This window comes from Bradyrhizobium sp. USDA 4501, from assembly GCF_054062115.1.
In genome coordinates this window covers 2891446-2914947 of sequence record NZ_JBSSEX010000001.1, presented here as the reverse complement: position 1 = coordinate 2914947, position 23502 = coordinate 2891446, and the positions used below count along the sequence as shown (strand labels likewise).

Annotated in this window: 22 protein-coding genes; 13 read left to right on the top strand and 9 right to left on the bottom strand. The window is 65.0% G+C overall.

Going from position 1 to position 23502, the window contains the following annotated elements:
- Window positions 1-63: 63 nt before the first annotated feature.
- Both katG and ltrA read left to right on the top strand, forming a co-directional pair.
- Window positions 64-2229, top strand: a complete 2166-nt coding sequence (katG, locus tag ACVWZM_RS13290) for a catalase/peroxidase HPI (RefSeq protein ID WP_057016418.1) — start codon at window positions 64-66, stop codon at window positions 2227-2229.
- A 475-nt stretch (window positions 2230-2704) separates the two neighbouring features.
- A complete protein-coding gene (gene ltrA, locus ACVWZM_RS13285; RefSeq protein ID WP_456816111.1) occupies window positions 2705-4081 on the top strand; it encodes a group II intron reverse transcriptase/maturase in 1377 nt (458 codons plus the stop codon).
- 124 nt (window positions 4082-4205) lie between these two features.
- Here the strand turns inward: ltrA and ACVWZM_RS13280 are convergent, their stop codons facing one another.
- The 3 genes from ACVWZM_RS13280 to ACVWZM_RS13270 form a co-directional block, all read right to left on the bottom strand.
- Window positions 4206-4406, bottom strand: a complete 201-nt coding sequence (locus ACVWZM_RS13280; protein ID WP_057016417.1) for a hypothetical protein — start codon at window positions 4404-4406, stop codon at window positions 4206-4208.
- 252 nt (window positions 4407-4658) lie between these two features.
- A complete protein-coding gene (locus ACVWZM_RS13275) occupies window positions 4659-5678 on the bottom strand; it encodes an aldo/keto reductase (protein WP_456853491.1) in 1020 nt (339 codons plus the stop codon).
- A 106-nt stretch (window positions 5679-5784) separates the two neighbouring features.
- Window positions 5785-6210 (bottom strand): PaaI family thioesterase, encoded by a 426-nt coding sequence (locus tag ACVWZM_RS13270; RefSeq protein WP_057016414.1) that lies wholly within the window; start codon window positions 6208-6210, stop codon window positions 5785-5787.
- 92 nt (window positions 6211-6302) lie between these two features.
- Between ACVWZM_RS13270 and ACVWZM_RS13265 the strand changes: the two genes are divergently transcribed.
- Entirely contained in the window at window positions 6303-6932 is a 630-nt protein-coding gene (locus ACVWZM_RS13265; RefSeq protein WP_456853489.1) for an NUDIX hydrolase, read from the top strand.
- 11 nt (window positions 6933-6943) lie between these two features.
- Here ACVWZM_RS13265 and ACVWZM_RS13260 read toward each other — a convergent pair whose 3' ends face one another.
- A complete protein-coding gene (locus ACVWZM_RS13260; protein WP_456853487.1) occupies window positions 6944-7267 on the bottom strand; it encodes a hypothetical protein in 324 nt (107 codons plus the stop codon).
- A 41-nt stretch (window positions 7268-7308) separates the two neighbouring features.
- On the opposite strand from ACVWZM_RS13260, the gene ACVWZM_RS13255 reads away from it, so the two are divergent.
- A complete protein-coding gene (locus ACVWZM_RS13255) occupies window positions 7309-8505 on the top strand; it encodes a hypothetical protein (protein ID WP_057016412.1) in 1197 nt (398 codons plus the stop codon).
- A 117-nt stretch (window positions 8506-8622) separates the two neighbouring features.
- Here ACVWZM_RS13255 and ACVWZM_RS13250 read toward each other — a convergent pair whose 3' ends face one another.
- Entirely contained in the window at window positions 8623-8922 is a 300-nt protein-coding gene (locus ACVWZM_RS13250) for a hypothetical protein (protein ID WP_016845604.1), read from the bottom strand.
- A gap of 204 nt (window positions 8923-9126) precedes the next feature.
- Here ACVWZM_RS13250 and ACVWZM_RS13245 point away from each other — a divergent pair, with 204 nt between their 5' ends.
- Window positions 9127-9606, top strand: coding sequence for a hypothetical protein (locus ACVWZM_RS13245; RefSeq protein ID WP_456853484.1), 480 nt, complete (start codon window positions 9127-9129; stop codon window positions 9604-9606).
- A gap of 19 nt (window positions 9607-9625) precedes the next feature.
- Complete coding sequence (locus tag ACVWZM_RS13240; RefSeq protein ID WP_456853482.1) at window positions 9626-10522, top strand: HpcH/HpaI aldolase/citrate lyase family protein; 897 nt, start codon at window positions 9626-9628, stop codon at window positions 10520-10522.
- 20 nt (window positions 10523-10542) lie between these two features.
- Here the strand turns inward: ACVWZM_RS13240 and ACVWZM_RS13235 are convergent, their stop codons facing one another.
- Window positions 10543-11757: an EAL domain-containing response regulator gene (locus ACVWZM_RS13235; RefSeq protein ID WP_456853480.1), complete on the bottom strand. Its 1215-nt coding sequence runs from the start codon at window positions 11755-11757 to the stop codon at window positions 10543-10545.
- Between the two features lie 361 nt (window positions 11758-12118).
- Window positions 12119-12295 carry a hypothetical protein gene (locus ACVWZM_RS13230; protein ID WP_156436140.1) on the bottom strand — a complete coding sequence of 59 codons (177 nt, stop codon included), beginning with the start codon at window positions 12293-12295 and terminating at the stop codon, window positions 12119-12121.
- A 311-nt stretch (window positions 12296-12606) separates the two neighbouring features.
- Between ACVWZM_RS13230 and ACVWZM_RS13225 the strand changes: the two genes are divergently transcribed.
- The 4 genes from ACVWZM_RS13225 (at window position 12607) to ACVWZM_RS13210 (ending at window position 17131) form a co-directional block, all read left to right on the top strand.
- Entirely contained in the window at window positions 12607-13554 is a 948-nt protein-coding gene (locus ACVWZM_RS13225; protein WP_018269641.1) for a TAXI family TRAP transporter solute-binding subunit, read from the top strand.
- A gap of 187 nt (window positions 13555-13741) precedes the next feature.
- Window positions 13742-15850: a TRAP transporter permease gene (locus ACVWZM_RS13220; protein WP_456853478.1), complete on the top strand. Its 2109-nt coding sequence runs from the start codon at window positions 13742-13744 to the stop codon at window positions 15848-15850.
- The gene (locus tag ACVWZM_RS13215; RefSeq protein ID WP_438077374.1) at window positions 15811-16224 is read left to right on the top strand and encodes a DUF1850 domain-containing protein; all 414 of its coding nucleotides are present in this window, start codon (window positions 15811-15813) and stop codon (window positions 16222-16224) included. The genes ACVWZM_RS13220 and ACVWZM_RS13215 overlap by 40 nt, the downstream gene beginning before the upstream one ends.
- Window positions 16225-16324: 100 nt before the next feature.
- A complete protein-coding gene (locus ACVWZM_RS13210) occupies window positions 16325-17131 on the top strand; it encodes an SDR family NAD(P)-dependent oxidoreductase (protein ID WP_018269644.1) in 807 nt (268 codons plus the stop codon).
- A 210-nt stretch (window positions 17132-17341) separates the two neighbouring features.
- Here ACVWZM_RS13210 and ACVWZM_RS13205 read toward each other — a convergent pair whose 3' ends face one another.
- Entirely contained in the window at window positions 17342-18886 is a 1545-nt protein-coding gene (locus ACVWZM_RS13205) for a cation:proton antiporter (RefSeq protein ID WP_057016407.1), read from the bottom strand.
- A 135-nt stretch (window positions 18887-19021) separates the two neighbouring features.
- Between ACVWZM_RS13205 and ACVWZM_RS13200 the strand changes: the two genes are divergently transcribed.
- The 3 genes from ACVWZM_RS13200 (at window position 19022) to ACVWZM_RS13190 (ending at window position 22480) form a co-directional block, all read left to right on the top strand.
- Window positions 19022-19792, top strand: a complete 771-nt coding sequence (locus ACVWZM_RS13200; RefSeq protein WP_082653725.1) for a tetratricopeptide repeat protein — start codon at window positions 19022-19024, stop codon at window positions 19790-19792.
- A gap of 198 nt (window positions 19793-19990) precedes the next feature.
- Entirely contained in the window at window positions 19991-21898 is a 1908-nt protein-coding gene (locus ACVWZM_RS13195) for a propionyl-CoA synthetase (protein WP_057016406.1), read from the top strand.
- Between the two features lie 309 nt (window positions 21899-22207).
- A complete protein-coding gene (locus ACVWZM_RS13190; RefSeq protein WP_075969207.1) occupies window positions 22208-22480 on the top strand; it encodes a hypothetical protein in 273 nt (90 codons plus the stop codon).
- A gap of 109 nt (window positions 22481-22589) precedes the next feature.
- Here the strand turns inward: ACVWZM_RS13190 and ACVWZM_RS13185 are convergent, their stop codons facing one another.
- Window positions 22590-23288 (bottom strand): DUF1013 domain-containing protein, encoded by a 699-nt coding sequence (locus ACVWZM_RS13185; protein ID WP_456853475.1) that lies wholly within the window; start codon window positions 23286-23288, stop codon window positions 22590-22592.
- Between the last annotated feature and the right edge of the window lie 214 nt (window positions 23289-23502).

Sequence of the window (23502 nt, the reverse complement as noted above, 5' to 3'; positions counted from 1 at the left end):
GCGTAGAATCATTCTTGGAAGAGCTCCAGCGCATTCCAGAATCCATCACCTCGGAGAAGAAACATGGACGCAAAAACCGACGAAGGCGCGGGCAAATGCCCATTCACAGGCGGGCCTCGCGGGCACTCGAATCGTGACTGGTGGCCGGAGACGCTCGACGTTCAGGTGCTGCATCGCAACTCCAGCCTGTCCGATCCGATGGGCAAGGGCTTCGACTACGCCAAGGAATTCAAGAGCCTCGATCTCAACGCCGTGATCAAGGACCTCACGGCCCTGATGACGACGTCGCAAGAATGGTGGCCGGCCGACTTCGGCCATTACGGCGGCCTGATGATCCGCATGGCCTGGCACTCGGCGGGCACCTATCGCATCACCGACGGCCGCGGCGGCGCCGGTGCCGGTCAGCAGCGTTTCGCCCCGCTCAACAGCTGGCCTGACAACGCCAACCTCGACAAGGCGCGCCGGCTGCTGTGGCCGATCAAGCAGAAGTACGGCCGCAAGATCTCGTGGGCCGACCTGATGGTTCTCGCCGGCAACGTCGCGCTGGAATCGATGGGCTTCAAGACGTTTGGTTTTGCGGGTGGGCGCGCCGACGTGTGGGAGCCGGAAGAGCTGTACTGGGGTCCGGAAGGCACCTGGCTCGGTGACGAGCGCTATAGCGGCGAGCGCCAGCTCTCCGAGCCGCTCGGCGCGGTGCAGATGGGCCTGATCTACGTCAACCCGGAAGGTCCGAATGGCAATCCGGACCCGGTCGCCGCCGCGAAGGACATCCGCGAGACGTTCTTCCGCATGGCGATGAACGACGAGGAGACCGTCGCGCTGATTGCTGGTGGCCACACCTTCGGCAAGACCCACGGTGCGGGCGATCCATCGTTGATCGGTCCGGAGCCGGAAGGTGGCGCGATCGAGGATCAGGGTCTCGGCTGGAAGAGCAAGTTCGGCACCGGCGTCGGCGCTGACGCGATCACCGGCGGTCCCGAGGTCACCTGGACCCAGACCCCGACCAAGTGGAGCAACCACTTCTTCGAGAACCTGTTCAAGTACGAATGGGAGCTGACGAAGAGCCCGGCGGGTGCGAAGCAGTGGAAGGCAAAGGGCGCGGACGCCGTCATTCCGGACGCGTTCGATCCGTCGAAGAAGCATGTCCCGACCATGCTGACCACCGACCTGTCGCTGCGCTTCGATCCGGCCTATGAGAAGATCTCGCGCCGGTTCTATGAGCATCCGGATCAGTTCGCGGACGCCTTCGCCCGCGCCTGGTTCAAGCTCACGCACCGCGACATGGGTCCGATCCAGCGCTACCTCGGCCCGCTGGTGCCGAAGGAAACGCTGATCTGGCAGGACCCGGTGCCGGCGCTCGATCACGCCGTGATCGACGACAAGGATATCGAGGTGCTCAAGGCGAAGATCCTCGCCTCGGGTCTGTCGGTGTCCGAACTGGTGTCGACCGCCTGGGCCTCGGCCTCGACGTTCCGCGGCTCCGACAAGCGCGGCGGTGCCAATGGTGCACGCATCCGCCTTGCGCCGCAGAAGGACTGGGATGTCAACGAGCCGGCGCAGCTCAAGGGTGTTCTGAGCAAGCTCGAAGCCATCCAGAAGGAGTTCGGCAAGAAGGTCTCGCTGGCCGATTTGATCGTGCTCGGCGGCGCCGCTGCGATCGAGAAGGCGGCCAAGGACGGCGGCACCAATGTGAAGGTGCCCTTCACGCCGGGCCGCACCGATGCGACGCAGGACCAGACCGACGTCGAGTCCTTCGCTCCGCTCGAGCCGCGGGCTGACGGCTTCCGCAACTATATCGGCGGCAAGCATCAGTTCCTGCAGCCCGAGGAGGCGTTGGTCGACCGTGCGCAACTCCTGCGGCTGACCGGACCGGAACTGACGGTCCTCGTCGGCGGCCTGCGCGTGCTCGGCGCCAATGCCAAGAAGTCGAAGCACGGCGTCTTCACCGGCAAGCCGGGGACGCTCACCAACGACTTCTTCCTCAACTTGCTCGACATGGGCACGGTGTGGAGCGATGCCGGCCAGGGCGTCTATGAGGGCCGCGACCGCAAGACCAAGGCGGTGAAGTGGACCGGCACCCGCGTCGATCTGATCTTCGGCTCGCACTCGCAGCTGCGGGCGTTCGCCGAGGTCTACGGCCAGTCCGACTCCAAGGAGCAGTTCGTGAAGGACTTCGTCGCGGCCTGGACCAAGGTGATGAACGCCGACCGCTTCGACCTCGTGAAGTAAGCGGCGAGCAAACGGCAATCAGGGCAGGGCGGCGCTTCGGCGCCGCCCTGTTTCATGTGTGCCGAGTATGAACGACAGCTTGGAGGTGGAAGTCCTCTATCCAGCCTGATGACGGCGAAGGATTAGCGAAGCGCAAGGGCGTCATCGCGAGGTGGGGTCTGAAGACAGCGTGGAGCAAAGCCGCGGCTCGATGGACAATTACCGGATAACGAGGCCTACCCGGCCGGACGAGCGAGCATGTGATCGCGAAGTCCATAGTCATCAAGGGTCGGGGTGGTAAATCCGGCGAGCGTGCGGTGAAGGCGGTCGGTCTTACCTCGGGAGGTCTGTGCTGTGTCCCGGTAACGGGACTGAGGTCGTCGTAAGGCGACTTGACCGCAGCGCAGAAGTCAGCAGCGGGCATAGTAGGCGGTGGCGTGCCGTCGAAGGCCCAAACGGTGGAAGTGGCCAGTAGAACGGTGATCTCGCGCGAGCCATGCGGCAGAAGAATCAGGTCGAGCTGAACTTGGGCACCGGAGCGAAGGGTGAAGCCCCGAACGCCGCCGCCCAAGAGTCCGAAGCGCGCGCGGCGGCCACCGCCCTCGAACGCCCGGCGGCCGCAGGGCCGTCGATGGAAGCGGTAATCGAGCGTGAGAACCTGAAGACGGCGTTGGCGCAAGTGACGCGCAACAAGGGCGCGGCGGGCGTCGATGGGATGACCGTCGATGAGTTGCCGGCCCACCTGAAGGAGCACTGGCTAGCGATCCGAGCCCAGTTACTTGAGGGCACCTACAAGCCGCAGCCGGTGCGGCGGGTGGAGATACCGAAGACGTCGGGCGGCCTGCGGCCGCTCGGCATCCCGACGGTGCTCGACCGCTTGATCCAGCAGGCGGTGATGCAGGTGCTGCAGGCGGATTGGGACGGGACGTTCTCCGAGACCAGCTTCGGCTTCCGGCCGGGGCGCTCGGCGCATCAGGCGGTGGAACGGGCGCAGACGTACATTGCGGCCGGCCACAGCTTCGTGGTGGACATCGACCTGGAGAAGTTCTTCGACCGGGTCAACCACGACATCCTGATGAGGCTCGTTGCCAAGCGGGTGACTGACAAGCGCCTCCTGAAGCTGATCCGCGGATTCCTGAATGCGGGTGTGCTGGAGAGAGGGCTGGTCAGTCCGACGGAAGAGGGTACGCCGCAGGGCGGTCCGCTCTCGCCGCTATTGTCGAACCTGATGCTGGATGTGCTGGACAGGGAACTGGAAAGACGCGGCCATCGCTTCGTGCGCTACGCCGATGACTGCAACATCTATGTGCGCAGTCGGAAGGCGGGCGAGCGGGTGCTGGCGGGCATCGAACGGTTCCTCGAAAAGCGCCTCAAGCTCAAGGTCAACAAAGCCAAGAGCGCGGTCGCCAAACCGAGCGTTCGCAAGTTCTTGGGCTTCAGCTTTATCGGTGGGAAAGAACCGCGTCGGCGCATCGCGCCGCAGGCACTTGCCCGCTTCAAGGCGAAGGTCCGAGGACTGACACGACGCACCTGCGGCCGAAGCCTCGCGCAGATTGCCAAGGAACTATCGCGCTATCTGATCGGATGGCGCGGCTACTTCGGCATCTGCCAAACCCCGTCGGTGTTGCGCACACTTGACGAATGGCTCAGGCGGCGGTTGCGCGCCATCGCCTGGAAACAATGGAAGCGCGGTGACACTCGCTTTGCCGAGCTGCGACGCTGCGGCGTCGGCCGGGATCTGGCGGCACAAACCGCCGGCAGCCCGCATGGCCCTTGGCGGCTCGCGAACAGCCCCGCGCTCACCATCGCCATGCCAATCGCGTTCTTCAGGGCACTCGGCTTGGCTTCCGTCGCGGCACAGCAGCCCGCATAATCCACCGAACCGCCGGATACGGACCCGTATGTCCGGTGGTGTGGGAGGGGAGAAGCCGCGAGGCTTCCCCCTATCCCGATTTGGGGGACGATGCGGAAGGATTTTCGCGGTTTGCCGATCCCGTTCAATCATGCAGCTTCATGTCGCGGATCATCTCCTCGAACTCCGCCTGCGTCGGGGTCGCCAGCGAGGCCTGCGGCGCGCTGCTCGTCGCGGTGGATACGTCGCACTGCGAGGCACCGCGCGAAGGTTCAAAGATTGCGGTCAGGCTCGCCCAGCAGACGAGGAGGGCCACGATCCAGTCCAGTACATTGGATGCCGTCATTGCAGCACCAGCATCAGCATTTCCATGCCCTGATGCTGCAGCCGACTCGGGCTTCGCGCAATTCGGAAGCTACGAAACGTAACTTCGGCGTTGCCGAGCGGGTTATCCGTACCGAGCGAGTGCAACACACCGTCATTGCGAGGAGCGTCAGCGACGACGCAATCCATTTCTCCGCTTGCGGCACGATGGATTGCTTCGCTCCGCTCGCAATGACGGCGGGCGGAGCGCAAAACTAAAATTGTGACGCTGCCGCTACAGCGACGATCCGCTCCGCGCGCGGCGCCCCTCGATCGGATAGGCGGGGTCGTTGAAGCCCGGCGTCGAGGGATGGCCGGTGACGACGAGGCGGTCGATCAGAGCTTCGTCCTCGGCGGTGAAGCGATAGTCGAGCGCGCGGATGTAGTCGTCCCATTGCGCTTCGGTGCGCGGCCCCGCGATCACGGCGCTGACGAACGACGAGTTCAGTACCCAGGACACCGCGAACTGCCCGGCGGTGATGCCTTTGCTCTCGGCGTGGCGCTTGATTTCCTGCGCGAGCTCGAGCGATTCCGGCCGCCACTCGGTCTGCATCATGCGCTTGTCGTTGCGCCCCGCACGCGTGTCCGCGGGTGGCGCCGCGTCGGGCGCGTATTTGCCGGTAAGCACGCCGCGCGCCAGCGGGCTATAGGGCACGATGCCGAGCCCGTAATAGGCGCAGGCCGGGAAATGCTCGACCTCCGGCATCCGGTTCATCGCATTGTAATAGGGCTGGCTCGCGACCGGACGGTCGATGCCGAGCCGGTCGCAGATGTTGCAGATCTCGGCGATGCGCCAGGCGCGGTAGTTGGAGACGCCGAAATAGCGCACCTTGCCGGCGCGGATCAGGTCGCCCATCGCGCGCACCGTCTCGTCGAGCGGCGTCGCGTGGTCTTCCTTGTGCAGATAGTAGACGTCGATGTAGTCGGTGCCGAGCCGCTTCAGGCTCTCGTCGGCGGCCTGGAACAGCCAGCGACGCGACAGCCCGCCGTGGTTAGGATCGTCGCCGATTGGATTGGCGAGTTTTGTCGCGAGCACCCAGTTCGACCGGCTGTTCGAGATCGCGCGTCCGACGACCTCCTCGGACTTGCCGCCATTATAGGCGTCGGCGCTGTCGATGAAGTTGATGCCGGCCTCGCGCGCCTTCGCCACGATCCGCGCCGAGGTCGCCTCGTCGGTCGGTCCGCCGAACATCATGGTGCCGAGGCAAATCGGCGAGACCTTCAGGCCGCTGCGGCCGAGCTGGCGATATTGCATCGGACTTTCCTTTCCTGCGGTCATTCCGGGGCGATGCGCAAGCATCGAGCCCGGAATCTCGAGATTCCGGGTCTGGTCCTTCGGACCATCCCGGAATGACAAAGGATCAACTCTCGTTCTTCAAAATCTTGAACACGCCGTTGGCCATCGCGATACAGCGCTTGTCGACGGTTACCTCGGCCGTGATGAAGATCAGGCTGCGGGTCGAGCGTACCACGCGCGGCCGCGTCGTCAGGATCTCGCCGATCTTGCCGGCCTCGACGAAATGGGTGTCGAGCTGCACGGTTGCAAGCGTCGGCTTGCCCGAGACGTAGCGTGCGGCCATGCCGCAGGCGCGGTCGGCGAAGGTCATGATCACGCCGCCCTGCACGAGGCCGCGGCGATTGTGGTGCTTGTCTTCGGTGATCAGCGCGAGTTCAAGCGCGCCGTCCTTCAACCGTTCCCACAACGGGCCGATCAGGGTCAGGAATCCCGTGGTTTCGGCGATCTTCCAGCCGTCGGATTTGAGTTTGTCCGCGGCCTTGGCCGTCATGAGGTGGGGTCCGTTGCTTGCTGATGATTGATCGCAGGAGGCATGTGGTCGCAGTCATTTCATCAAACGCTGTTGTGTTGTAGTCAAGGTCGATGGCCCGCACATTTGACGATGCCACCCGGCGGAATATCGCAGAGCTCTGTGCCGCATTCGCACGCCTGGCGCCGGCGGACGCCGCGCCGACGTTGAAGCGCGCGGCGGTCGCGATCGCGCTGACCGAAGGCGACGACGGCAGCGGTACGGCGTTCCTGTTGACCCGCCGCAGCGCGCGCCTGCGCGCCCATAGCGCGCAATGGGCGCTGCCGGGCGGGCGCTGCGATGCCGGCGAGACGCAGGCCGAGGCCGCGCTGCGCGAATTGCATGAGGAGCTCGGGCTCGCGCTTGGCCCGAGCGACGTGCTCGGCATGCTCGACGATTATCCGACGCGATCCGGCTATCTGATCACGCCGGTCGTGGTCTGGGCCGGTGCGCATGCGGCGATCACGCCGAACTCGGACGAGGTCGCCTCCGTCCATCGCATCGGCCTCGATGCGATCGAGCTGGAGGACGCGTTCAGCTTCGCCACGATCCCTGAAAGCTCGCGCCGCGTGATCCGCTTCCGCCTCGGTGGCCAGCAGATCCATGCGCCGACCGCCGCGCTGATCTATCAATTTCGCGAGGTGCTGGCCGGCCGCAACACCCGCGTCGCCGAACTGGAGCAGCCTGTGTTCGCGTGGAAGTAGCGACGATGATGCTATTTGTGACGCCGCTTGCGGGCGTTCATCTTTATTGATTTCCCCTGCGCACCAGACGAATGCGCCGCGGCCTCGGGTTCCTGAGGCGCCCGCGACACATTCTCGTAACAGGTGAAGCGTGAACGCGTATCCGGAAACGTTCCGCAATCCGGACGCTCGGCGCGCGCCGATGCGGCGAGCGTCAACGCGCAGGCGGCGACGAGCCAGAGTGCCATTCTCATCGCAATCTCCAGGGCTTTCTCCAAGGCTTTCGTTCGGAGAACACCGCATTGTGGCGAATATTCTGCATCGATCGCGGCATCCGGCCGCTGCGATCCGGACAATTCCGGGCTGACTTCGCGGCCGTGCTTGCTACAACGAGGCCATGCGCCCGCAATTGATTCGCCTGTGCCCTGGATTTGTCGCGCTCGCGCTCGCCGCCGGCGCGCCGTCCGTTTTTGCCGGCGAGGCCGACGCGCTGCCGCCTTCCGTCGCCAATGCGATGGCGCAGGCATCGCCGCAGGCGATCATGGAGTATCGCCGCAAGCTGCAGGAATATCAGGAGGCGCGCGCCGCCTTCGAGCAGGACGCGAGCGCCTATTGGAACGCGATCGCCGAGAAGAGGCGCGGCCGCAATGCCAAGCGGCGCGACCGCGTGCAGATCTCGCTGGACGATTACGTCCTGCAGCAGCCGCCGGTCTATGAGGGTCCGAAGCGGCCGGTCAATCCGGCTCCGGAAGAGGAGGAAGGCAAGCCGCCGCGTCCGCCCAAGACGCTTCCGGTGGCCTCCGATCTGGTCAGGGCGGCGGCCGAGCAATTCCAGTTCACGCCGCAGCGGCCGGCCAGCGAGGTCGAGTTCAAGCGCGCCTATGCCCGCTACGCGCGCGCCGCGGGGCTGACGCCGGAGCAGGCGGTGCGGGTCTATTCGTTCGAGACCGGCGGCACCGGCACTTACGACGTACAGGCGGGCATCGAGCACGGCGGCAAGCGCGCCATCTCCACCGCGATGGGCTACAACCAGCTGCTCACCACCAACACCGTCGAGCTATTGGCCGAGCAGGGCCATGAATTCGTGCGGGATCTGACCGAGCGGGTTGCGAGGACGCAGGGGCCCGCGCGCAAGGCGATGGAGCACAAGCTCGCGGTGCTGAAGAAGATGGTCGCGTTCACCCGCACCGTGCCCGACGACTGGTCGGCGCATGCGCGCCTCGCCGATACGCCGCAGGGCTGGGCGTGCCATGCCATGGTGCTCGACATCGATGTCGGCCCGATGCTGCAGACCCACAAGCTGCTGACCTCGGTGATCTTCGCCCGCAACAAGGGCTACAGCCGGCCGCTGACCGCGGCCGAGCTCGAGATGATGAACCTGACCGGCGACGGCACCGGGCTCGACATGGTGACCATGCCGCAGGCGATGCGCGAGCAGGTGCCGACCGCGAACTTCTTCCAGCGCTCCGGCTACGAGCGCAACCCGGTCGCCATCCGCCACAACACGGTGGCCAGGCTGCTTGCCGTCACCAATGAGCGGATGGATTTCAACAGCAACAAGCCGGGCGCGAAGGAATTGGCCGCGACGTTCTGACGCCTGCCGAAAACCGCTAGGGCATTTTCGGTTCTGATTGAATCAGAACCGAAGCCCTGGACTCTTCTTGACGCGTTTTCTTTACGCGAACCGGCGTCCACTTCGCTCGAAAACGCTCTAATTCGAGCCGAACTTGAACTTGCCGTCGCCCTCGAGATAGGGCCCGGAGCGCATGTAGAGCTGGCCGTTCTGGCCGATGAAGAACAGCGTCCCCTTCGGCACCTTCTTGGCGCCCTTCAGCAGCGTGCCGGCGTTGTTGGTGCCCATCTTGTAGGACCAGGTCTTGCCGTCCTTGTCATAGGCGTAGCCCATGTCGGGCTTCAGCTCCCAGGGCGCAGCCTCCTGCGCGAATGCGCAAGTCGTCAGCGCGGCAAACGCCGCAGTCGCGATAAAAGTCTTGGTCAAAAAATGCGTCATGATCCACCTCCGGCCGAGAAAACGGCGTCGTCCCCACGTTTTTGAACAAATCACGAACGATGTTCGCGCGTCAATACGACAATCGGCGCGACCGCTCGCGGGATCGGCGACTTTGTGAATTCCCGCATCAAGCTTGGCGACTATTTTCGCGTTACCGTTTACAAACGCTTTGATTGCCGGAAACACGACCTTGGGATGATCAGGATGAACCACGTCATGAAGATCGGAATCGGTGTCGCTCTGTCGTTCATGACGCTGGCGTCAGTCGCGCAGGCGGACGAGTTCAGGCTCTCCAACAACCAGCGGATCTCCTGCAGCCGCGGCCTGTCCGCCGGCAAGCTCAACACCGCGACCTGCAAGTCCTACGCCTATCTGTTCAACGCCAAGACCTCGGAATACTTCCGCTGCCAGGTCTCGCTGGCGCTGACGCGGGACAACAAGGAGGTCATCAACGTGCAGGCCGACGGCGGCTGCACCAAGAAGCCGCGCATCTTCGAGACCGACGGCAATTACACCTTCGACGCCACCGAGACCGAGCCGCCGAACACCAACTCGTTCTTCGGTTCCGGCGGCTATGCGATCTGGGCGAACGACGTCAACACCCAGAAGATTCGCGGCTGCATCACCATCTCGTCCGGCCTCGGCTCCGACATCTCGAAATGCCTCGACATGACGTTCCAGTGACGTCGGCGCGGGCCGCGTGATGCGCAAGCTGCGCCCGGCCCCGCTGTGCCGCTCCTGGCTGTTTCTCGAAGGCGCCAACGAGGACGTGCTGCAGCACGCGGCCGCCAGCGGCGCCGACGTGCTGATCCACGAGCTCGAGGATTTTACCCCGCCGCCGCTGCGCCCGAAGGCGCGGGCCTTGGCGGCCGAGCTCTACGCCGCCTGGCGCGACCAGGGCGTGATGGTCGCGGTCCGCGTCAATCCGCTGGACCAGGACGGCATGGACGATCTCGCCGCCGTGATGCGCGGACGTCCGGATATCGTCGCGCTGCCGAAGGTCGCCGAGCCGCACCATGTCGTCAGGCTTGACGAGGCGGTGACGCGGTTCGAGCGCGACTGCAGTATCGCCGAGGGATCGACATCGCTGCTGCCGAATATCGAGTTCGCGCGCGGTCTGGTGCAGACCGGTGCGATCGCCATGGCGAGCCGGCGCGTCATCGGTTGCCTGATGGCCTCCGAAGATCTCGCCGCCGATCTTGGTGCTGAGCGCGGCAGCGATGGCCTGGAGCTCGCTTACGCGCGGCAGCGCTTCATCGTCGAATGTCGTGCCGCTGATGTCGTCGCGGTCGATTGTCCCTACACCTGGAGCGACGCTGAAGGCGTCGAACGCGACACGATCTGGGCGCGGCGGCTGGGTTACGCCGCAAAGAGCCTGGTCGATCCCGCGCATGCCTCGATCGTCAACGGGGTCCTGACGCCGGGCGAGGAGGAGATGCGCCGGGCGGGCAGGATCGTCGCGGCGTTCGAAGCGGCGCGGACAAAGGGCTTTGGGCGCGTCGAACTTGACGGCTCGCTGCTCGAGGTGCCGACCTATTCCAATGCAAAACGCCTGATCGCGCGCGGCGAAGCGCTGCGCGCGATCGATCGCGACACATGAGCCTGACCAGAGGCGATGCCTCAGGAGGCTGGCTCTTTCTCAGAGAAATGCATGCGTGAGCGGGCGAACTTCTTGACGCCCATCGGCTTGCCGAACAGGTAGCCCTGGACCTGATCGAAATCCATTTCGTGCGCGGCGAGAAAGTCCGCACGCGTCTCGACTCCCTGGGCCACGACCTGCGCGTCGTTGTCGTGGGCCAGCTCCACGACACGCCGGCACACCGTCTGCTTCAGGCGCTGATCCGCGCAGCCGGTGACGAATTGATGGTCGACCTTGAGCTGGACGAACGGAAAGTTCGGCAGTCCCAGCAAAGACGGCCAGTTCGCGCCGACATTGTCGATCGAGATGCCGATATTGTGCAGTCGAACGCGCCGGGCGACATCGATCGCCAGATCCAGATGATCGACCACGTCGGTGCTGTCGATCTCGATCAAGAGGCCCGCGAAGGCCGCATGATCCGGCATCCGGTAACAGAGCTCGCGCACGGCACGATCGTCGGCAAGGAAGGAGATCGGCAGGTTGACCGAGAGATTGACCGGCCCGGTCTGCTCGAGGAGATAGCGCCAGTCCTCGATTGCGCGCTCGATCACGAACTCGGACAGCGCATGAAAATGCGGATCGCTTTCGTCCGGGATGAAGTAGGCTGGCGGCACGACGCCCCAGGCCGGATGGCGCATCCGGATCAGCGCCTCGGCGCCGCTCGGCACCAGCGTCCGGAGATGAATTTTCTGCTGATACCACAGCTCGAGCCAGCCGGCCTTCAGCGCTTCGGGCACGTCCACCGCCGGGCTCGGCGCGGGTTCAAGCGGCATCAACGACGCAAGACTGTCGCGAAGGGTCCCGGCGCTGAACGGCGTCGACAGCGCCGGCAGCATGGCGATGCCGTACTCGTCGCCAATTTGCCGGACCGCCTTGACTATGATCGAGTCCGGCTGCCCGATGACGAGGACCTTGCCGCCATAGTCCTTTCTCACCAAAGTCTCGAGAATTTTACTGACTTCGATGCCGTCCACGGACACGCCGAGCACCAGGAGATCGGGCCGTTCCGCGTCCAGAACGGTGTCGAGTTCCAAAGCCTGGCTGCATTCACTGGTGATGAAGCCGAGGTCTTCCAGCGCCTCGGCGAGGAAGGTCCGAAGGTGTTTTTTGCTGTCCGCAATGCATGCGCGTGGGGTCAGCTTGCGATGTCCGAACCAGCCGGCTCGCGTGCGTTCGATGTGACTGATGTGATTCATGCCCCGCCTTGTCCGTAGTTACCCCGGCTTGACTCGTACATCCTAGAGCGGCGGCAATCATGGAAATTTCTGGATCATACATTGATTGCCCCGCTAACCTTAAAGGATTCAATTCGATTCAAATGGCGCTGGAATCGCGGCGTCTCACCGCTGTTACACCTGCAACAAATGCGTCATCTGACATTCATGAGCGCGATCGCGTCCGACTTTGCACATCGGCAGAAACATCGTGCGCGTGTGTCATCGAGAGACGGCGTTAATGACTGTGTTGTCGCGTCGACGCCGACGCGGAACTGCGTCATTGTCGGACATGAGATCGCATCATGCAGAGTGCTGCGCGGAGCGCCGACGGCGAATCAGATCACCCGTTTTGTGATGCCAATGCAGATGTGCGTGACGTCGTCGCTGCTGTTCGCAACGTCTCCCGCATCAACGCGCAGTAGCCGATCAGCGCGGCACAAGCGACGGCTGCAAGCAACAGGAATGCAGCGCTGCAACCGGCATGGACGACAATGAATCCGGCGATAGCGGTGCTCAAGCCGACATCCGGGGCCGCAAGCCGATCTTCGCTGCTTCGTTGCGGCCGGTCCGCGCCGCGAACGCCCTGGGTCCGACAATGCCAAGTGTCCCGCGGCGATCGCCGGCGCGAACACCGGGCCGCTAGCGGCCGCCAGCGGCTGGGTCGCGGCGACCAGCTCGAAGCGGTCGCCCGGTCGCGCGGCGAGTTCCCGCGGCAGGTAAAGTGGTGTTGCTATCGGGGATTTCCGCCGCGCATGCGTCATTTGGATGGGTTGACCCGGCGGGGGTGTCCGGCCAATTTCCGGCCGGCTTAAGGGGAGAATAATACTCATGAATTCCAAGTTGATGGCTGCCGCGATCGTGGCAGCCAGCGTTTTGTCCGCGCCTGTCGCACAGGCCGAGCAGTTCATTAACGTGCTCACCGGCGGCACTTCCGGCGTCTACTATCCGCTCGGCGTCGCGATGGGGAAGATCTACGGCGACAAGATCCCCGGCGTGAAGACCCAGGTGCAGGCGACCAAGGCCTCGGTCGAGAACCTGGTGCTGCTGCAGCAGGGCCGCGGCGAGATCGCCTTCACGCTCGGCGATTCGCTCAAAGCCGCCTGGGAAGGCGACGCCGAGGCCGGCTTCAAGAACAAGCTCGACAAGCTGCGCACCATCGGCGCGATCTATCCGAACTACATCCAGATCGTCGCGACCGCCGAGAGCGGCATCAAGACGCTCGCCGATCTCAAGGGCAAGAGCCTGTCGGTCGGCGCGCCGAAGTCGGGCACCGAGCTCAACTCGCGCGCGATCCTCGCGGCCGCCGGCATGAGCTACAAGGATCTCGGCAAGGTCGAGTACCTGCCGTTCGCCGAATCGGTGGATCTGATGAAGAACCGCCAGCTCAACGCCACGCTGCAGTCCGCCGGCCTCGGCGTCGCCTCGCTGAAGGACCTCTCGACCTCGAGCGAGATCACCGTGGTCGCCGTGCCGAAGGAGACCGTCGACAAGATCGGCCCGCCGTTTGTCTCCGTGATCATCCCGGCTAATACCTATACCGGCCAGGACAAGGACGTGCCGACCGCCGCGGTCGTGAACTACCTCGTGACCTCGAGCGCGGTGTCGGACGATCTCGCCTATCAGATGACCAAGCTGGTCTACGAATCGCTGCCGGAACTCGCCAATGCCCACGCCGCGGGTAAGGAGATCAAGCTCGAGGCCGCCGCGACCGGCAGCCCGGTTCCGCTGCATCCCGGCGCGATCCGGTATTACAAGGAGAAGGGCCTGATCAAGTAGGGCCGGAACGTCTGCTCCTTGCCGTCATTGCGAGGAGCGAAGCGACGAAGCAATCCATCTCTCTCCTTGTGGCGCGATGGATTGCTTCGCTTCGCTCGCAATGACGTGGCGCGTTTTTCCTGTCCCGGCTTTCGGTGGGCGGACTCAGTGGATATAAGCGCCGTTGGCACGGCGGGGGGCTGATCATATGCAGCAGCAGCTTGAGGGCGAGCAGCCCATCAAGGTTGAATTCGACAATTTCGAGCATGGCTTTCCGGAAGGCTTCGGCCCGGGTGCCTGGGGGCATCTGGCCTATGCCATCGGTCTCGCCTTTGCGGTGTTCCAGCTCTATGTCGCGGCCTTCAACTACCTGCCGAGCCAGGTGGTGCGCGGCGTCCATGTCGGCTTCCTGATCCTCCTGACCTTCGGCCTGATCGGCAATTTCACCGCCAAGACCGATTTCGGCCGCGCGGTGAGTTGGATCGTCGGCGCCGCCGGGTTCCTCTGCGGGCTCTACCAGTGGATCTTCTATGCCGACCTGATCGCCCGCGACGGCGATCCGACCAACATGGACCTTGCGGTCGGCACGCTGCTCGCGGTCCTGATCTTCGAGGGCACGCGGCGGCTGATGGGGGCGGCGCTGCCGCTGATGTGCGGCGCCTGTCTGCTCTACTGGTTCTTCGGCCAATATCTGCCGTCGCCGTTCAATCACCGCGGCTATGACTTCGACCAGATCGTCACCCATCTCTCGTTCGGCACCGAGGGCTTCTACGGCGTGCCGATCTACGTCTCGGCAACCTACATCTTCCTGTTTATCCTGTTCGGCTCGTTCCTGGAACGCGCCGGCATGATCCAGCTGTTCACCGACGTCTCGCTCGGCCTGTTCGGCCGCACCCGCGGCGGCCCCGCCAAGGTCGCGGTGTTCGCTTCGGGCATGATGGGCACGATCTCGGGTTCGGGCGTCGCCAACGTCGTTACCGTCGGCCAGTTCACGATCCCCTTGATGATCAAGTTCGGCTATCGCCGCGCCTTCGCCGCCGGCGTCGAGGCCACCGCTTCGATGGGCGGCCAGATCATGCCGCCCGTCATGGGAGCGGTCGCCTTCATCATGGCCGAGACGCTCGGCGTGCCCTATTCGGAGATCGTCAAGGCCGCGGTGATCCCGGCGATCCTCTATTTCGCCTCGGCGTTCTGGATGGTGCATCTGGAGGCTGGCAAGCACGGCCTCGTCGGCATGAAGCGCTCGGAGATCCCGAGCGCCTGGAAGGCGCTGGTGGCACGCTGGTATCTCGTGCTGCCGCTCGCGGCGCTGGTCTACATGCTGTTCGAGGGCTTCACGCCGCTCTACGCCGGTAGCATGGGACTTGCGCTCACGGTCGCGCTGATCCTCGGCGCCAGCATCACGCTCGGCTTCTCCAACACCGTCGTGCGCTACATCTTCTGGATCGGCCTTGCGCTGGTGGTTGCCGCGGTGTCGCGCCACGGCATCGAGATCGTTCCGGTCGCCAGCGTCGTCGCCGGTCTCATCGTGATCGCGGCGATCACCCGCGGCGGCCGCGCCACCCTGAAAGCCTGCCGCGACTCGCTCGCCGACAGCGCCAAATCGGCGCTGACGGTCGGCATGGCCTGCGCCATCGTCGGCACCATCATCGGCATGATGACGCAGACCGGCGTCGGCACCATCTTCGGCAGCTGGATCATCGGGCTCGGCGCCAAGAGCCTGTTCCTGGCGCTGATCATGACCATGCTGCTGTCGATCCTGCTCGGCACCGGCATCCCGACGATCCCGACCTACATCATCACCGCGGCGCTGGCCGCGCCTGCGCTCGCCAAGCTCGGCGTGCCGCTGATCGCAAGCCACATGTTTGCGTTCTACTACGGCATCATGGCCGACCTCTCGCCGCCGGTTGCGCTCGCGGCCCTGGCGGCGGCGCCGATCGCCAAGGAGAACCCGGACAAGATCGGCTGGGAGGCGATGCGGATCGCGCTTGCCGGCTACGTCATTCCGTTCATCTTCGTCTATTCGCCGGCGCTGATGCTGCAGACCGGGGATCCGATGCAGGCGCAACTCGGCTTCTACGGAGCGGTGGCGCTGGCGACCTTCAAGGCGCTGGTGGCGATCGGATTGTTCGGCATCGTCGCGATCGGCTTCCTGTTCACGCGGCTGACTTTCATCGAGATCCTGGTCGCGTTCGGCGCCGCGCTCTGCCTGCTCGGCGATTTCCCGTTCTCGGATACAGCGGGCTTCACGCTCGCTGCTGCTGTCGTGCTATGGCAATGGCGGCAGCGTCCGCGCAATGCGGAGGCGGCGGCTTGAGCCTCTGCCTCGCTTCCGCGGGAGTCGTGAAGGCGCTGTCGATTGCGGCGTTCACGCTCGCCTGGACGCATTCGATCGAGAAGAGCGCGTGGCAGGAGGACTGGCTGGTCACGCCGGCCGGGCTGACGCTGCAACAGGCGCGCGTCAAGGGCACCGGCGCCGGCATGGAGCCGCCGCCGGAGGCGCGCCTTGTCGATGGCTGGTTTCAATGGTCGCCCCCGCCGATGCCAAGGGCGGAGGTCGTGCTCGGCAATTCCGGCGCCGCGGGTGAATGGCACCTGTGCCAGGAGGGGCGCTGCCAGACCTTATCGGAGATTATCGGGCATCCGATCGGTGCTAATGTCACGACGATCAGGGTGTGCAAGAATCCGTAGCCCGCATGAGCGCAGCGATATGCGGGGATAGCGCCCCCGGATATCGCTTCGCTCATCCGGGCTACGGTCCGGCTGCAAGAACAACAAGGGAGAAAGACCGATGGATCGGCTCAAGGGCAAGGTTGCGATGGTGGTCGGTGCGGGCTCGATCGGGCCCGGCTGGGGCAATGGCAAGGCGACCGCCGTCACCTTTGCGCGCGAGGGCGCCAGCGTCTTCTGCGTCGATCGCAACGGCGCCGCGGCGGAGGAGACCGTCGGCATCATCACCGGCGAGGGCGGCAAGGCTGTCGCATTCACCGCCGATGTCTCGCGTGCCGGCGAGGTGGAGGCGATGGTCGCGGCCTGCCTCAAGGCCTATGGCCGCATCGACGTGCTCGACAACAATGTCGGCATCGCCGAGGTCGGCAGCGTGGTGGAAGTTGGGGAAGCGGAGTGGGACCGTGTCTTCGCGGTCAACCTCAAGAGCGCCTATCTGTCGATGAAGCACGTCATTCCCGTCATGATCAAGCAGGGCGGCGGCTCGATCATCAACATCTCCTCGATCGCCTCGATCCGCCATGTCGGCATTTCCTATGTCAGCTACAACGCGAGCAAGGCCGCGATGAACCAGATGACGCGGTCGACAGCCGTCGAGTTCGCCTCGAAGCATGTGCGCGTCAACGCGATCCTGCCCGGACTGATGAAGACGCCGATGGTCGCGCATTCGGCCGGGCTGGCGCAGAGCTACGCCAAGGGTGATGTCGAGGCGATGTGGCGGGCCCGCGACGCACAGGTGCCGATGGGGCACATGGGCGACGCTTGGGACGTCGCCAATGCCGCGCTGTTCCTGGCGTCGGACGAATCGAAGTATGTCACCGGCATCGAGCTCGTGGTCGACGGCGGCATCACCTCCAAGTCGGGTGCTTGAAGTCGGGCGCCTGAGCAGCGAACTTCGCTTCACCTCGCCCCGCGCGCGGGGAGAGGTCGGAATGCATCGCTAGATGCATTCCGGGTGAGGGGGATTCTCCGCAAATGCAGCTATCGCCGGTTACGCGGAGACAGCCCCTCTCCCCGTAAAGAACGGGGAGAGGGAGCGCAGTGCTGTCGCGGCGGCTATTCATCCGAACCTCATGGCGCTTTAGGCCTCCACGCTGAGCTCGGCGCGGTCGAGCTCTTCCTCGACCAGATGGAATGCGTCGTCGCCGATCGCTTCGGTGCGGCGCAGATTGAGCAATGCCTGACGCGCCGCGGCGATGGCGCGGCGGCGCAGCGGATCCGACGGCAGCTCGCGTGAGGTCAGGCCGCCGTCGGGATCATTCTCCGCGCGCAGCAGCACGGCGCGATATTCGAGCCGCAGGATCTCGGCCTCTTCCGACGGGTCGGCGTCGATCTCGTCGAGCGCGGCGCGAAACACCACGCCGCGGGCATGGGCCGCCTCGCGTCCGACCGGATCGTCGTCAGCGAAATTCAACGCCAGGATCAATGGCCGCAGCGTCAACCCCTGGATCACGAGCGAACCGAGCACCACGGCAAACGCCGTCAGCAGGATCAGATCGCGATACGGAAACCATTCAGGCAGCGCAAACGCCGCCGCCAGCGTGACGATGCCGCGCATGCCGCACCAGGACACGATGAAGCCGCGCTTCAAGGTCGGCACGGCGTCCACCACGTGGGCGGGCAGCAGGTTGCGCGTCTTCAGTGTGCGCAGCAGCGCGCCGTAGGGCATTACCCAGAGGATGCGGGCGAGGATCACGACGGCGAGGATCGCGGCGGCAAAGCTGCAATACTTCCACCGCACCTCGTCGTCGAGCCCGGACCAGATCGGGCGCAACTGCAGGCCGATCAGCATGAAGGCGAGCACGTTGAGCACGAACACGACGGTTTCCCACACCGCGTAGGACGACACGCGCAGCCGCGCCGATGTGCGGGCCGGCGCGGTGCGCGAGATGGTGATCGCATAGGCGATGATGGTGAGGATGCCGGACAGCCCGAGATGCTCGGCAATGATCCACACCATGAAAGTGCCGCCGAACTGCGTGATGATCGCGCTCGGTGCCTCGGTGATGCGACGCGTGATCATCATCCAGACTTGCGCGAACAGGAAGCCGGCGGCGAGGCTGCCGACCAGCGCAATCGTGATGGACGGCACGAACTCGCGGATCTTCATGTGCTCGGCGGCGACGAGGCCGACCGCGACGCGATAGATGAGCAGCGCGCTGGCATCGTTGAGCAGGCTTTCTCCTTCGAGGATCTTCTGGATCCGGTAGGGCAGGTTGACCTGGCGCAGGATCGCGGTGGCTGCGGCCGCGTCCGGCGGTGCCACGATGGCGCCGAGTGCGATCGCAACCGCCCATGGCATGTCCGGGCGCAGCCAATGCGCGACCACCGCGACCGCCGCTGTGGTGACGCCGACCGCGACCACCACCAGCGTCGAGACCGGCAGCCAGTTGTTACGGAGATCGCGCAGCGAAGTGTCGAACGCGGCGTCGAGCAGCACCGGCGCGACGAACAGCGCCAGCGCCAGTTTCGGTTCCAGCGCCCAGGTCGGGGCCCACGGCAGCAGCGTCAGCAGCACGCCGCCGAGCGCCAGGAAGGTCGGGTAGGGCACCTTGATCCGCCGCGCCAGCGCCGATAGCGCCACCGCCGCGAGCAACAGCCCGATGATCCATTCGAATGTGAGCAAGCCGAACCCCCGATGCAGCCGATCGTCGCAATTGACGTATAATCCAGCGTGTGGTTTTGCGGCAAATGGCGCGCCGCCGGGCATCGGAGGCCGGCGGTTCGGGCGCGGAAGAGGGACGATTTGTCGGCGATCAGGATGCGACGCAAACCTGCAAATCTGGCCGCGATGCTGGTCTGTGTCGGCCTGTCGGGCGCGCTGATGACGGGCGTTGCGCGCGCCACCGGCAGCGAACCGGGCGAGGATGTGCAGGCCAACGCCGGCCCCTGCATCGCGGCGGCAGCGGCCGCCGATGACGACAAGATCATCGATGTCTGCGGCGCGCTGATCGACAATGAGAAGGCGACGAGGCCCGATCGCGTTAAGGCGCTGATGGCGCGGGCGGGCGCCTATGACCGCAAGCAGATGATCGATCGCGCGATCGCAGACTATGACACCGCGCTCAAGCTCGATCCATCGCTTGCCGATGCGCATAATGCGCGCGGCGAGCTGTGGCGCCGCAAGGGCGACCGGCCGAAGGCGATCCTGGATTTTGGTGCTGCCGTCAAGCTCGACCCCAATCACGCCGCCGCCAGGGCCAACTACAAATCGCTGTCGCTGGAGCTGGAGCGGATCGGCGCCATGATGGCGGTCGCCGGCAAGCCGAGCTTCGATTGCCGCAAGGCGCGCCGGCCGGTGGAGAAGGCAATCTGCGCCAATCCCACGCTTGCCGATCTCGATCGCGAGATCGTCGCATCCACCTTCCGCACGGTGCGCGAGACGCAGAATCCGCGCCAGGCGCGCGAGCTGCAGCGCGCGCAGGATCAGTTCATCGCCCGCCGCAATGCCGACTTCGGCAAGCCGGGCTACGATCTGGAAAAGGCGATGCGCGAGCGGCTGCAGCGGATCAACGGCGTCGACGGCTACTAGTGCTCCGTTCCAATCGAAGCGGAATGAGCTCTAGATTCTTGTTTTGACGCGTTTTCTTCACGCGAACCGGGACCCACTTCGCTCCAAAACGCTTTGCTCCGACCCGGCCGAAGGTCGCGGTCATTTCGGCTTGAAACGGCGCCACTTCCCGTGACAATGGTCGGCAAATGACGCGCGACCGCGCGAGGGAGAAACGCGATGAATATCCAGCAGAGCCGGTATCATGAGGTGTATGCCCGCTCGCTCCGGGACCCCGAGGGCTTTTGGGCGGAAGCGGCGCGCGAGATCGACTGGATCGAGCCGGCCAAGAAGATCTTCGATCCCTCCATGGGCGCCTATGGGCGCTGGTTCGCGGGCGCCGTGGTCAACACCTGCTACAACGCGCTGGATCGCCATGTCGCCGGCGGCCGCGCCGGCCAGGTCGCGCTGATCCACGATTCGCCGCTCACCAACACGATCACCAAGTTCACCTATTCCGAATTGTTGGAGGAAGTGCAGACGCTGGCTGCGGTGATGCAGGATTTCGGCGTGGCGAAGGGCGATCGCGTCATCCTCTATATGCCGATGGTGCCGGAGGCCGTCGTCGCGATGCTCGCCTGCGCGCGGATCGGCGCGGTGCACAGCGTGGTGTTCGGCGGCTTCGCGGCCAAGGAGCTTGCGACCCGCATCGATGACGCCAAGCCGAAGCTGATCTTCTCGGCGAGCTGCGGCATCGAGCCCGGGCGCATCGTGCAATACAAGCCGCTGCTCGACGAGGCGATCCGCCTCGCCGGCAGCAAGCCCGAGACCTGCATCATCCTTCAGCGGCCGCAGCAGGCTTGCGAGCTCACCGCGGGCCGCGATCATGATTGGGCGACGCTTCGCCAGGCCGCGTTCGATGCCGGCAAGGCCGCGCCGTGCGTGCCGGTAGCCGCCACCGATCCGCTCTACATCCTCTACACGTCAGGCACGACCGGAATCCCGAAAGGCGTGGTGCGCGACAATGGCGGGCATCTCGTTGCGCTGAAATGGTCGATGCACAATCTCTACGGCGTGAAGCCCGGCGAGATCTGGTGGTGCGGCTCCGATATCGGCTGGGTGGTCGGCCATTCCTACATCGTCTATGGCCCGCTGATCCACGGCGCGACCACCATCATGTACGAGGGCAAGCCGATCGGCACGCCGGATGCCGGCGCGTTCTGGCGCGTGATCAGCGAGCACAAGGCGGTCGCCTTCTTCACCGCGCCGACCGCGTTCCGCGCGATCAAGAAGGAAGACCCCGAAGGCAAGTTCATCCGGAATTACGATCTCTCGAGCTTCCGCACCCTGTTCCTCGCCGGCGAGCGCGCCGATCCGCCGACCGTGGAGTGGGCCGAGCAGCAGCTGAAGGTGCCGGTCATCGACCACTGGTGGCAGACCGAGACCGGCTGGTGCATCGCCGGCAATCCGGTCGGGCTCGGCCAGCTGCCGGTCAAGCACGGCTCGCCCACGGTGCCGATGCCGGGCTATCAGGTCGACATCGTCGACGAGGCGGCAAAGCCGGTGGCGGCTGGCACGATGGGCTCGATCGTCATCAAGCTGCCGATGCCGCCGGGCTGCCTGCCGACGCTGTGGCAGCAGGACGATCGCTTCGGGGACGCCTATCTCTCGGAATTCCCCGGCTACTACAAGACCTCGGATGCCGGCTACAAGGATGCGGACGGCTATGTCTGGGTGATGGGCCGCACCGACGACATCATCAATGTCGCCGGCCACCGGCTCTCCACCGGCGGCATGGAGGAGATCCTCGCCTCGCATCCCGATGTCGCCGAATGCGCCGTGCTCGGCGTCAAGGACGCGATCAAGGGCGAGGTGCCGTGCGGCTTCCTGGTACTGAAGGCCGGCGTGACCAAGCAGCCCGCCGAGGTCGAGAAGGACGTCGTGGCGCTGGTGCGCGACAAGCTCGGGCCGGTCGCCGCGTTCAAGCTCGCGATCACGGTGGCGCGGCTGCCGAAGACCCGTTCCGGCAAGATCCTGCGCGGTACCATCAAGAAGATCGCCGACGGCGAGCCCTGGACCATGCCGGCGACGATCGAGGACCCGAAGGTGCTCGACGAAATCGGCGAGGCGCTGAAGGGGAAGGCGTAGCTCTTGTTGCCTTGCCCCGCTTGCGGGGAGAGGCCGGGTCGCATGGCAATGCGATCCGGGTGAGGGGGGCTCCGCGCGCTCGCTGCATTCATTCTGCGGAGGCGGCCCCTCACCCCAACCCTCTAAGAGCGAGCAGCGCTCGTCTCGACCCCGCAAGAGCGGGGCGAGGGAGTGCTGGCACCTCCCGCGCCTGAGGTCGGCACCTGTGGAACAAGACTTCCGCATTCGGAAGCAAAACGGCCTTGATTTTGATGGATTGCCGGGTCATCCCGGCCTCCCTGTCATATGCCATGAGATACGGACCCACGGATGCGATCCATTTCCGCTCGCGCGCCTCTCGCCTTGCTGCTCGCGCTGCCGCTGCTTGCAGGCTGCCTCGAACGCGGCCGATCGCCGATCGCGGAGAGCATGGGCGACGACGATCAGTACTGCCAGGCCGGCGGCAAGGTGGCGGTCGGCTCGCCTGATTATGTCGCCTGCCGCAAGAACCGCGACGTGCAGCGCCAGAACGCCGAAGCCCGCACCGATCGGCGGCAGCGCGATCTCGGCGAATACATGATGAACAATCCCGACCGGCATTGAGCCGCGCCGACGGCCGTCGTCACGCCCATCGCATGCGCTTCCAAGCAAAAACGCGGCAGGTTGCCCTGCCGCGTTTCGTATTCTGCGCTTCGAGTTGCGCGATCCGCGCTTACTCTTCGTCGTCGGCGGGCTTCTTGCCGCCGATCGTCTTCAGCTTGGCGAACACGGCATCGACGTTGAGATCGTCGTGGCGCTCGATCGGCTGATCGTCCAGCTCGTCCTGGCGCGTGGTCTCGGAGGCCGGCAGCAGCGTGGCGCCGCCGTAGACCGTGGTGGTCGGCTTCTCCTTGGCGGCGCGCTGCACCTCGAAATCGAGCTCGATCTGCGAGCACAGGCCGAGCGTCACCGGGTCCATCGGGGTCAGGGTCGAGGCGTTCCAGTGGGTGCGGTCGCGTACGCTGGCGATCGTGGTCTTGGTGGTGCCGACCAGACGCATGATCTGGGCGTCCTTCAGCTCGGGATGGTTGCGGACCAGCCAGAGGATCGCGCTCGGACGCTCATGGCGGCGCGACACCGGGGTGTAGCGCGGGCCCTTCTTCTTGGCGGCGGAGGGCAGCACCACCTTGCTCTCCTGGAGCCTGAGGCGGTAGTTCTGGTCGCGCTCGCCGCGCTCGATCTCCTCGCGGGTCAGCTGGCCGTTGGAAATCGGGTCCATGCCCTTGATGCCCTGGGCGGCGTCGCCGTCGGCGATGGCGCGGACCTCGAGGGGGTGCATTTTGGTAAAATCGGCCACCTGATCGAAGGTCAGGGCGGTATTGTCGACCAACCACACGGCAGTCGCCTTCGGCATCAGCGGTGCGTTGCTCATGGCAAATCTCCTTTGTGCTTCGCCCACCTCTGTCGAGGCGAAGCTGGTAGTCATCGGCGATGACGGGAATTATAGGGCCTATATAAGCCCTCCGGGGGGAATGGCGCAATGGGCCAGCAAAATCGCCTTGACAGCGCCCGAAAGCAGTCCCAAGTCCTTACTCAAATTGGCCGTTCCCCGCCCGCCGGCGAGGGGTGATTCGGTCCCGAGATTG

Bases quoted from the DNA above. Each gene is read 5' to 3' on its own strand.
- ACVWZM_RS13200 (WP_082653725.1), top strand. From the start codon at position 19,022: ATGCGACGCAAACCTGCAAATCTGGCCGCGATGCTGGTCTGTGTCGGC.
- ACVWZM_RS13270 (WP_057016414.1), bottom strand. From the start codon at position 6,210: ATGACGGCCAAGGCCGCGGACAAACTCAAATCCGACGGCTGGAAGATC.
- ltrA (WP_456816111.1), top strand. From the start codon at position 2,705: ATGCGGCAGAAGAATCAGGTCGAGCTGAACTTGGGCACCGGAGCGAAG.
- ACVWZM_RS13280 (WP_057016417.1), bottom strand. From the start codon at position 4,406: ATGACGGCATCCAATGTACTGGACTGGATCGTGGCCCTCCTCGTCTGC.
- ACVWZM_RS13265 (WP_456853489.1), top strand. From the start codon at position 6,303: ATGGCCCGCACATTTGACGATGCCACCCGGCGGAATATCGCAGAGCTC.
- ACVWZM_RS13190 (WP_075969207.1), top strand. From the start codon at position 22,208: ATGCGATCCATTTCCGCTCGCGCGCCTCTCGCCTTGCTGCTCGCGCTG.
- katG (WP_057016418.1), top strand. From the start codon at position 64: ATGGACGCAAAAACCGACGAAGGCGCGGGCAAATGCCCATTCACAGGC.
- ACVWZM_RS13255 (WP_057016412.1), top strand. From the start codon at position 7,309: ATGCGCCCGCAATTGATTCGCCTGTGCCCTGGATTTGTCGCGCTCGCG.
- ACVWZM_RS13275 (WP_456853491.1), bottom strand. From the start codon at position 5,678: ATGCAATATCGCCAGCTCGGCCGCAGCGGCCTGAAGGTCTCGCCGATT.
- ACVWZM_RS13210 (WP_018269644.1), top strand. From the start codon at position 16,325: ATGGATCGGCTCAAGGGCAAGGTTGCGATGGTGGTCGGTGCGGGCTCG.
- ACVWZM_RS13195 (WP_057016406.1), top strand. From the start codon at position 19,991: ATGAATATCCAGCAGAGCCGGTATCATGAGGTGTATGCCCGCTCGCTC.
- ACVWZM_RS13225 (WP_018269641.1), top strand. From the start codon at position 12,607: ATGAATTCCAAGTTGATGGCTGCCGCGATCGTGGCAGCCAGCGTTTTG.
- ACVWZM_RS13240 (WP_456853482.1), top strand. From the start codon at position 9,626: ATGCGCAAGCTGCGCCCGGCCCCGCTGTGCCGCTCCTGGCTGTTTCTC.
- ACVWZM_RS13220 (WP_456853478.1), top strand. From the start codon at position 13,742: ATGCAGCAGCAGCTTGAGGGCGAGCAGCCCATCAAGGTTGAATTCGAC.
- ACVWZM_RS13245 (WP_456853484.1), top strand. From the start codon at position 9,127: ATGAACCACGTCATGAAGATCGGAATCGGTGTCGCTCTGTCGTTCATG.
- ACVWZM_RS13185 (WP_456853475.1), bottom strand. From the start codon at position 23,288: ATGAGCAACGCACCGCTGATGCCGAAGGCGACTGCCGTGTGGTTGGTC.
- ACVWZM_RS13250 (WP_016845604.1), bottom strand. From the start codon at position 8,922: ATGACGCATTTTTTGACCAAGACTTTTATCGCGACTGCGGCGTTTGCC.
- ACVWZM_RS13215 (WP_438077374.1), top strand. From the start codon at position 15,811: ATGGCGGCAGCGTCCGCGCAATGCGGAGGCGGCGGCTTGAGCCTCTGC.
- ACVWZM_RS13235 (WP_456853480.1), bottom strand. From the start codon at position 11,757: ATGAATCACATCAGTCACATCGAACGCACGCGAGCCGGCTGGTTCGGA.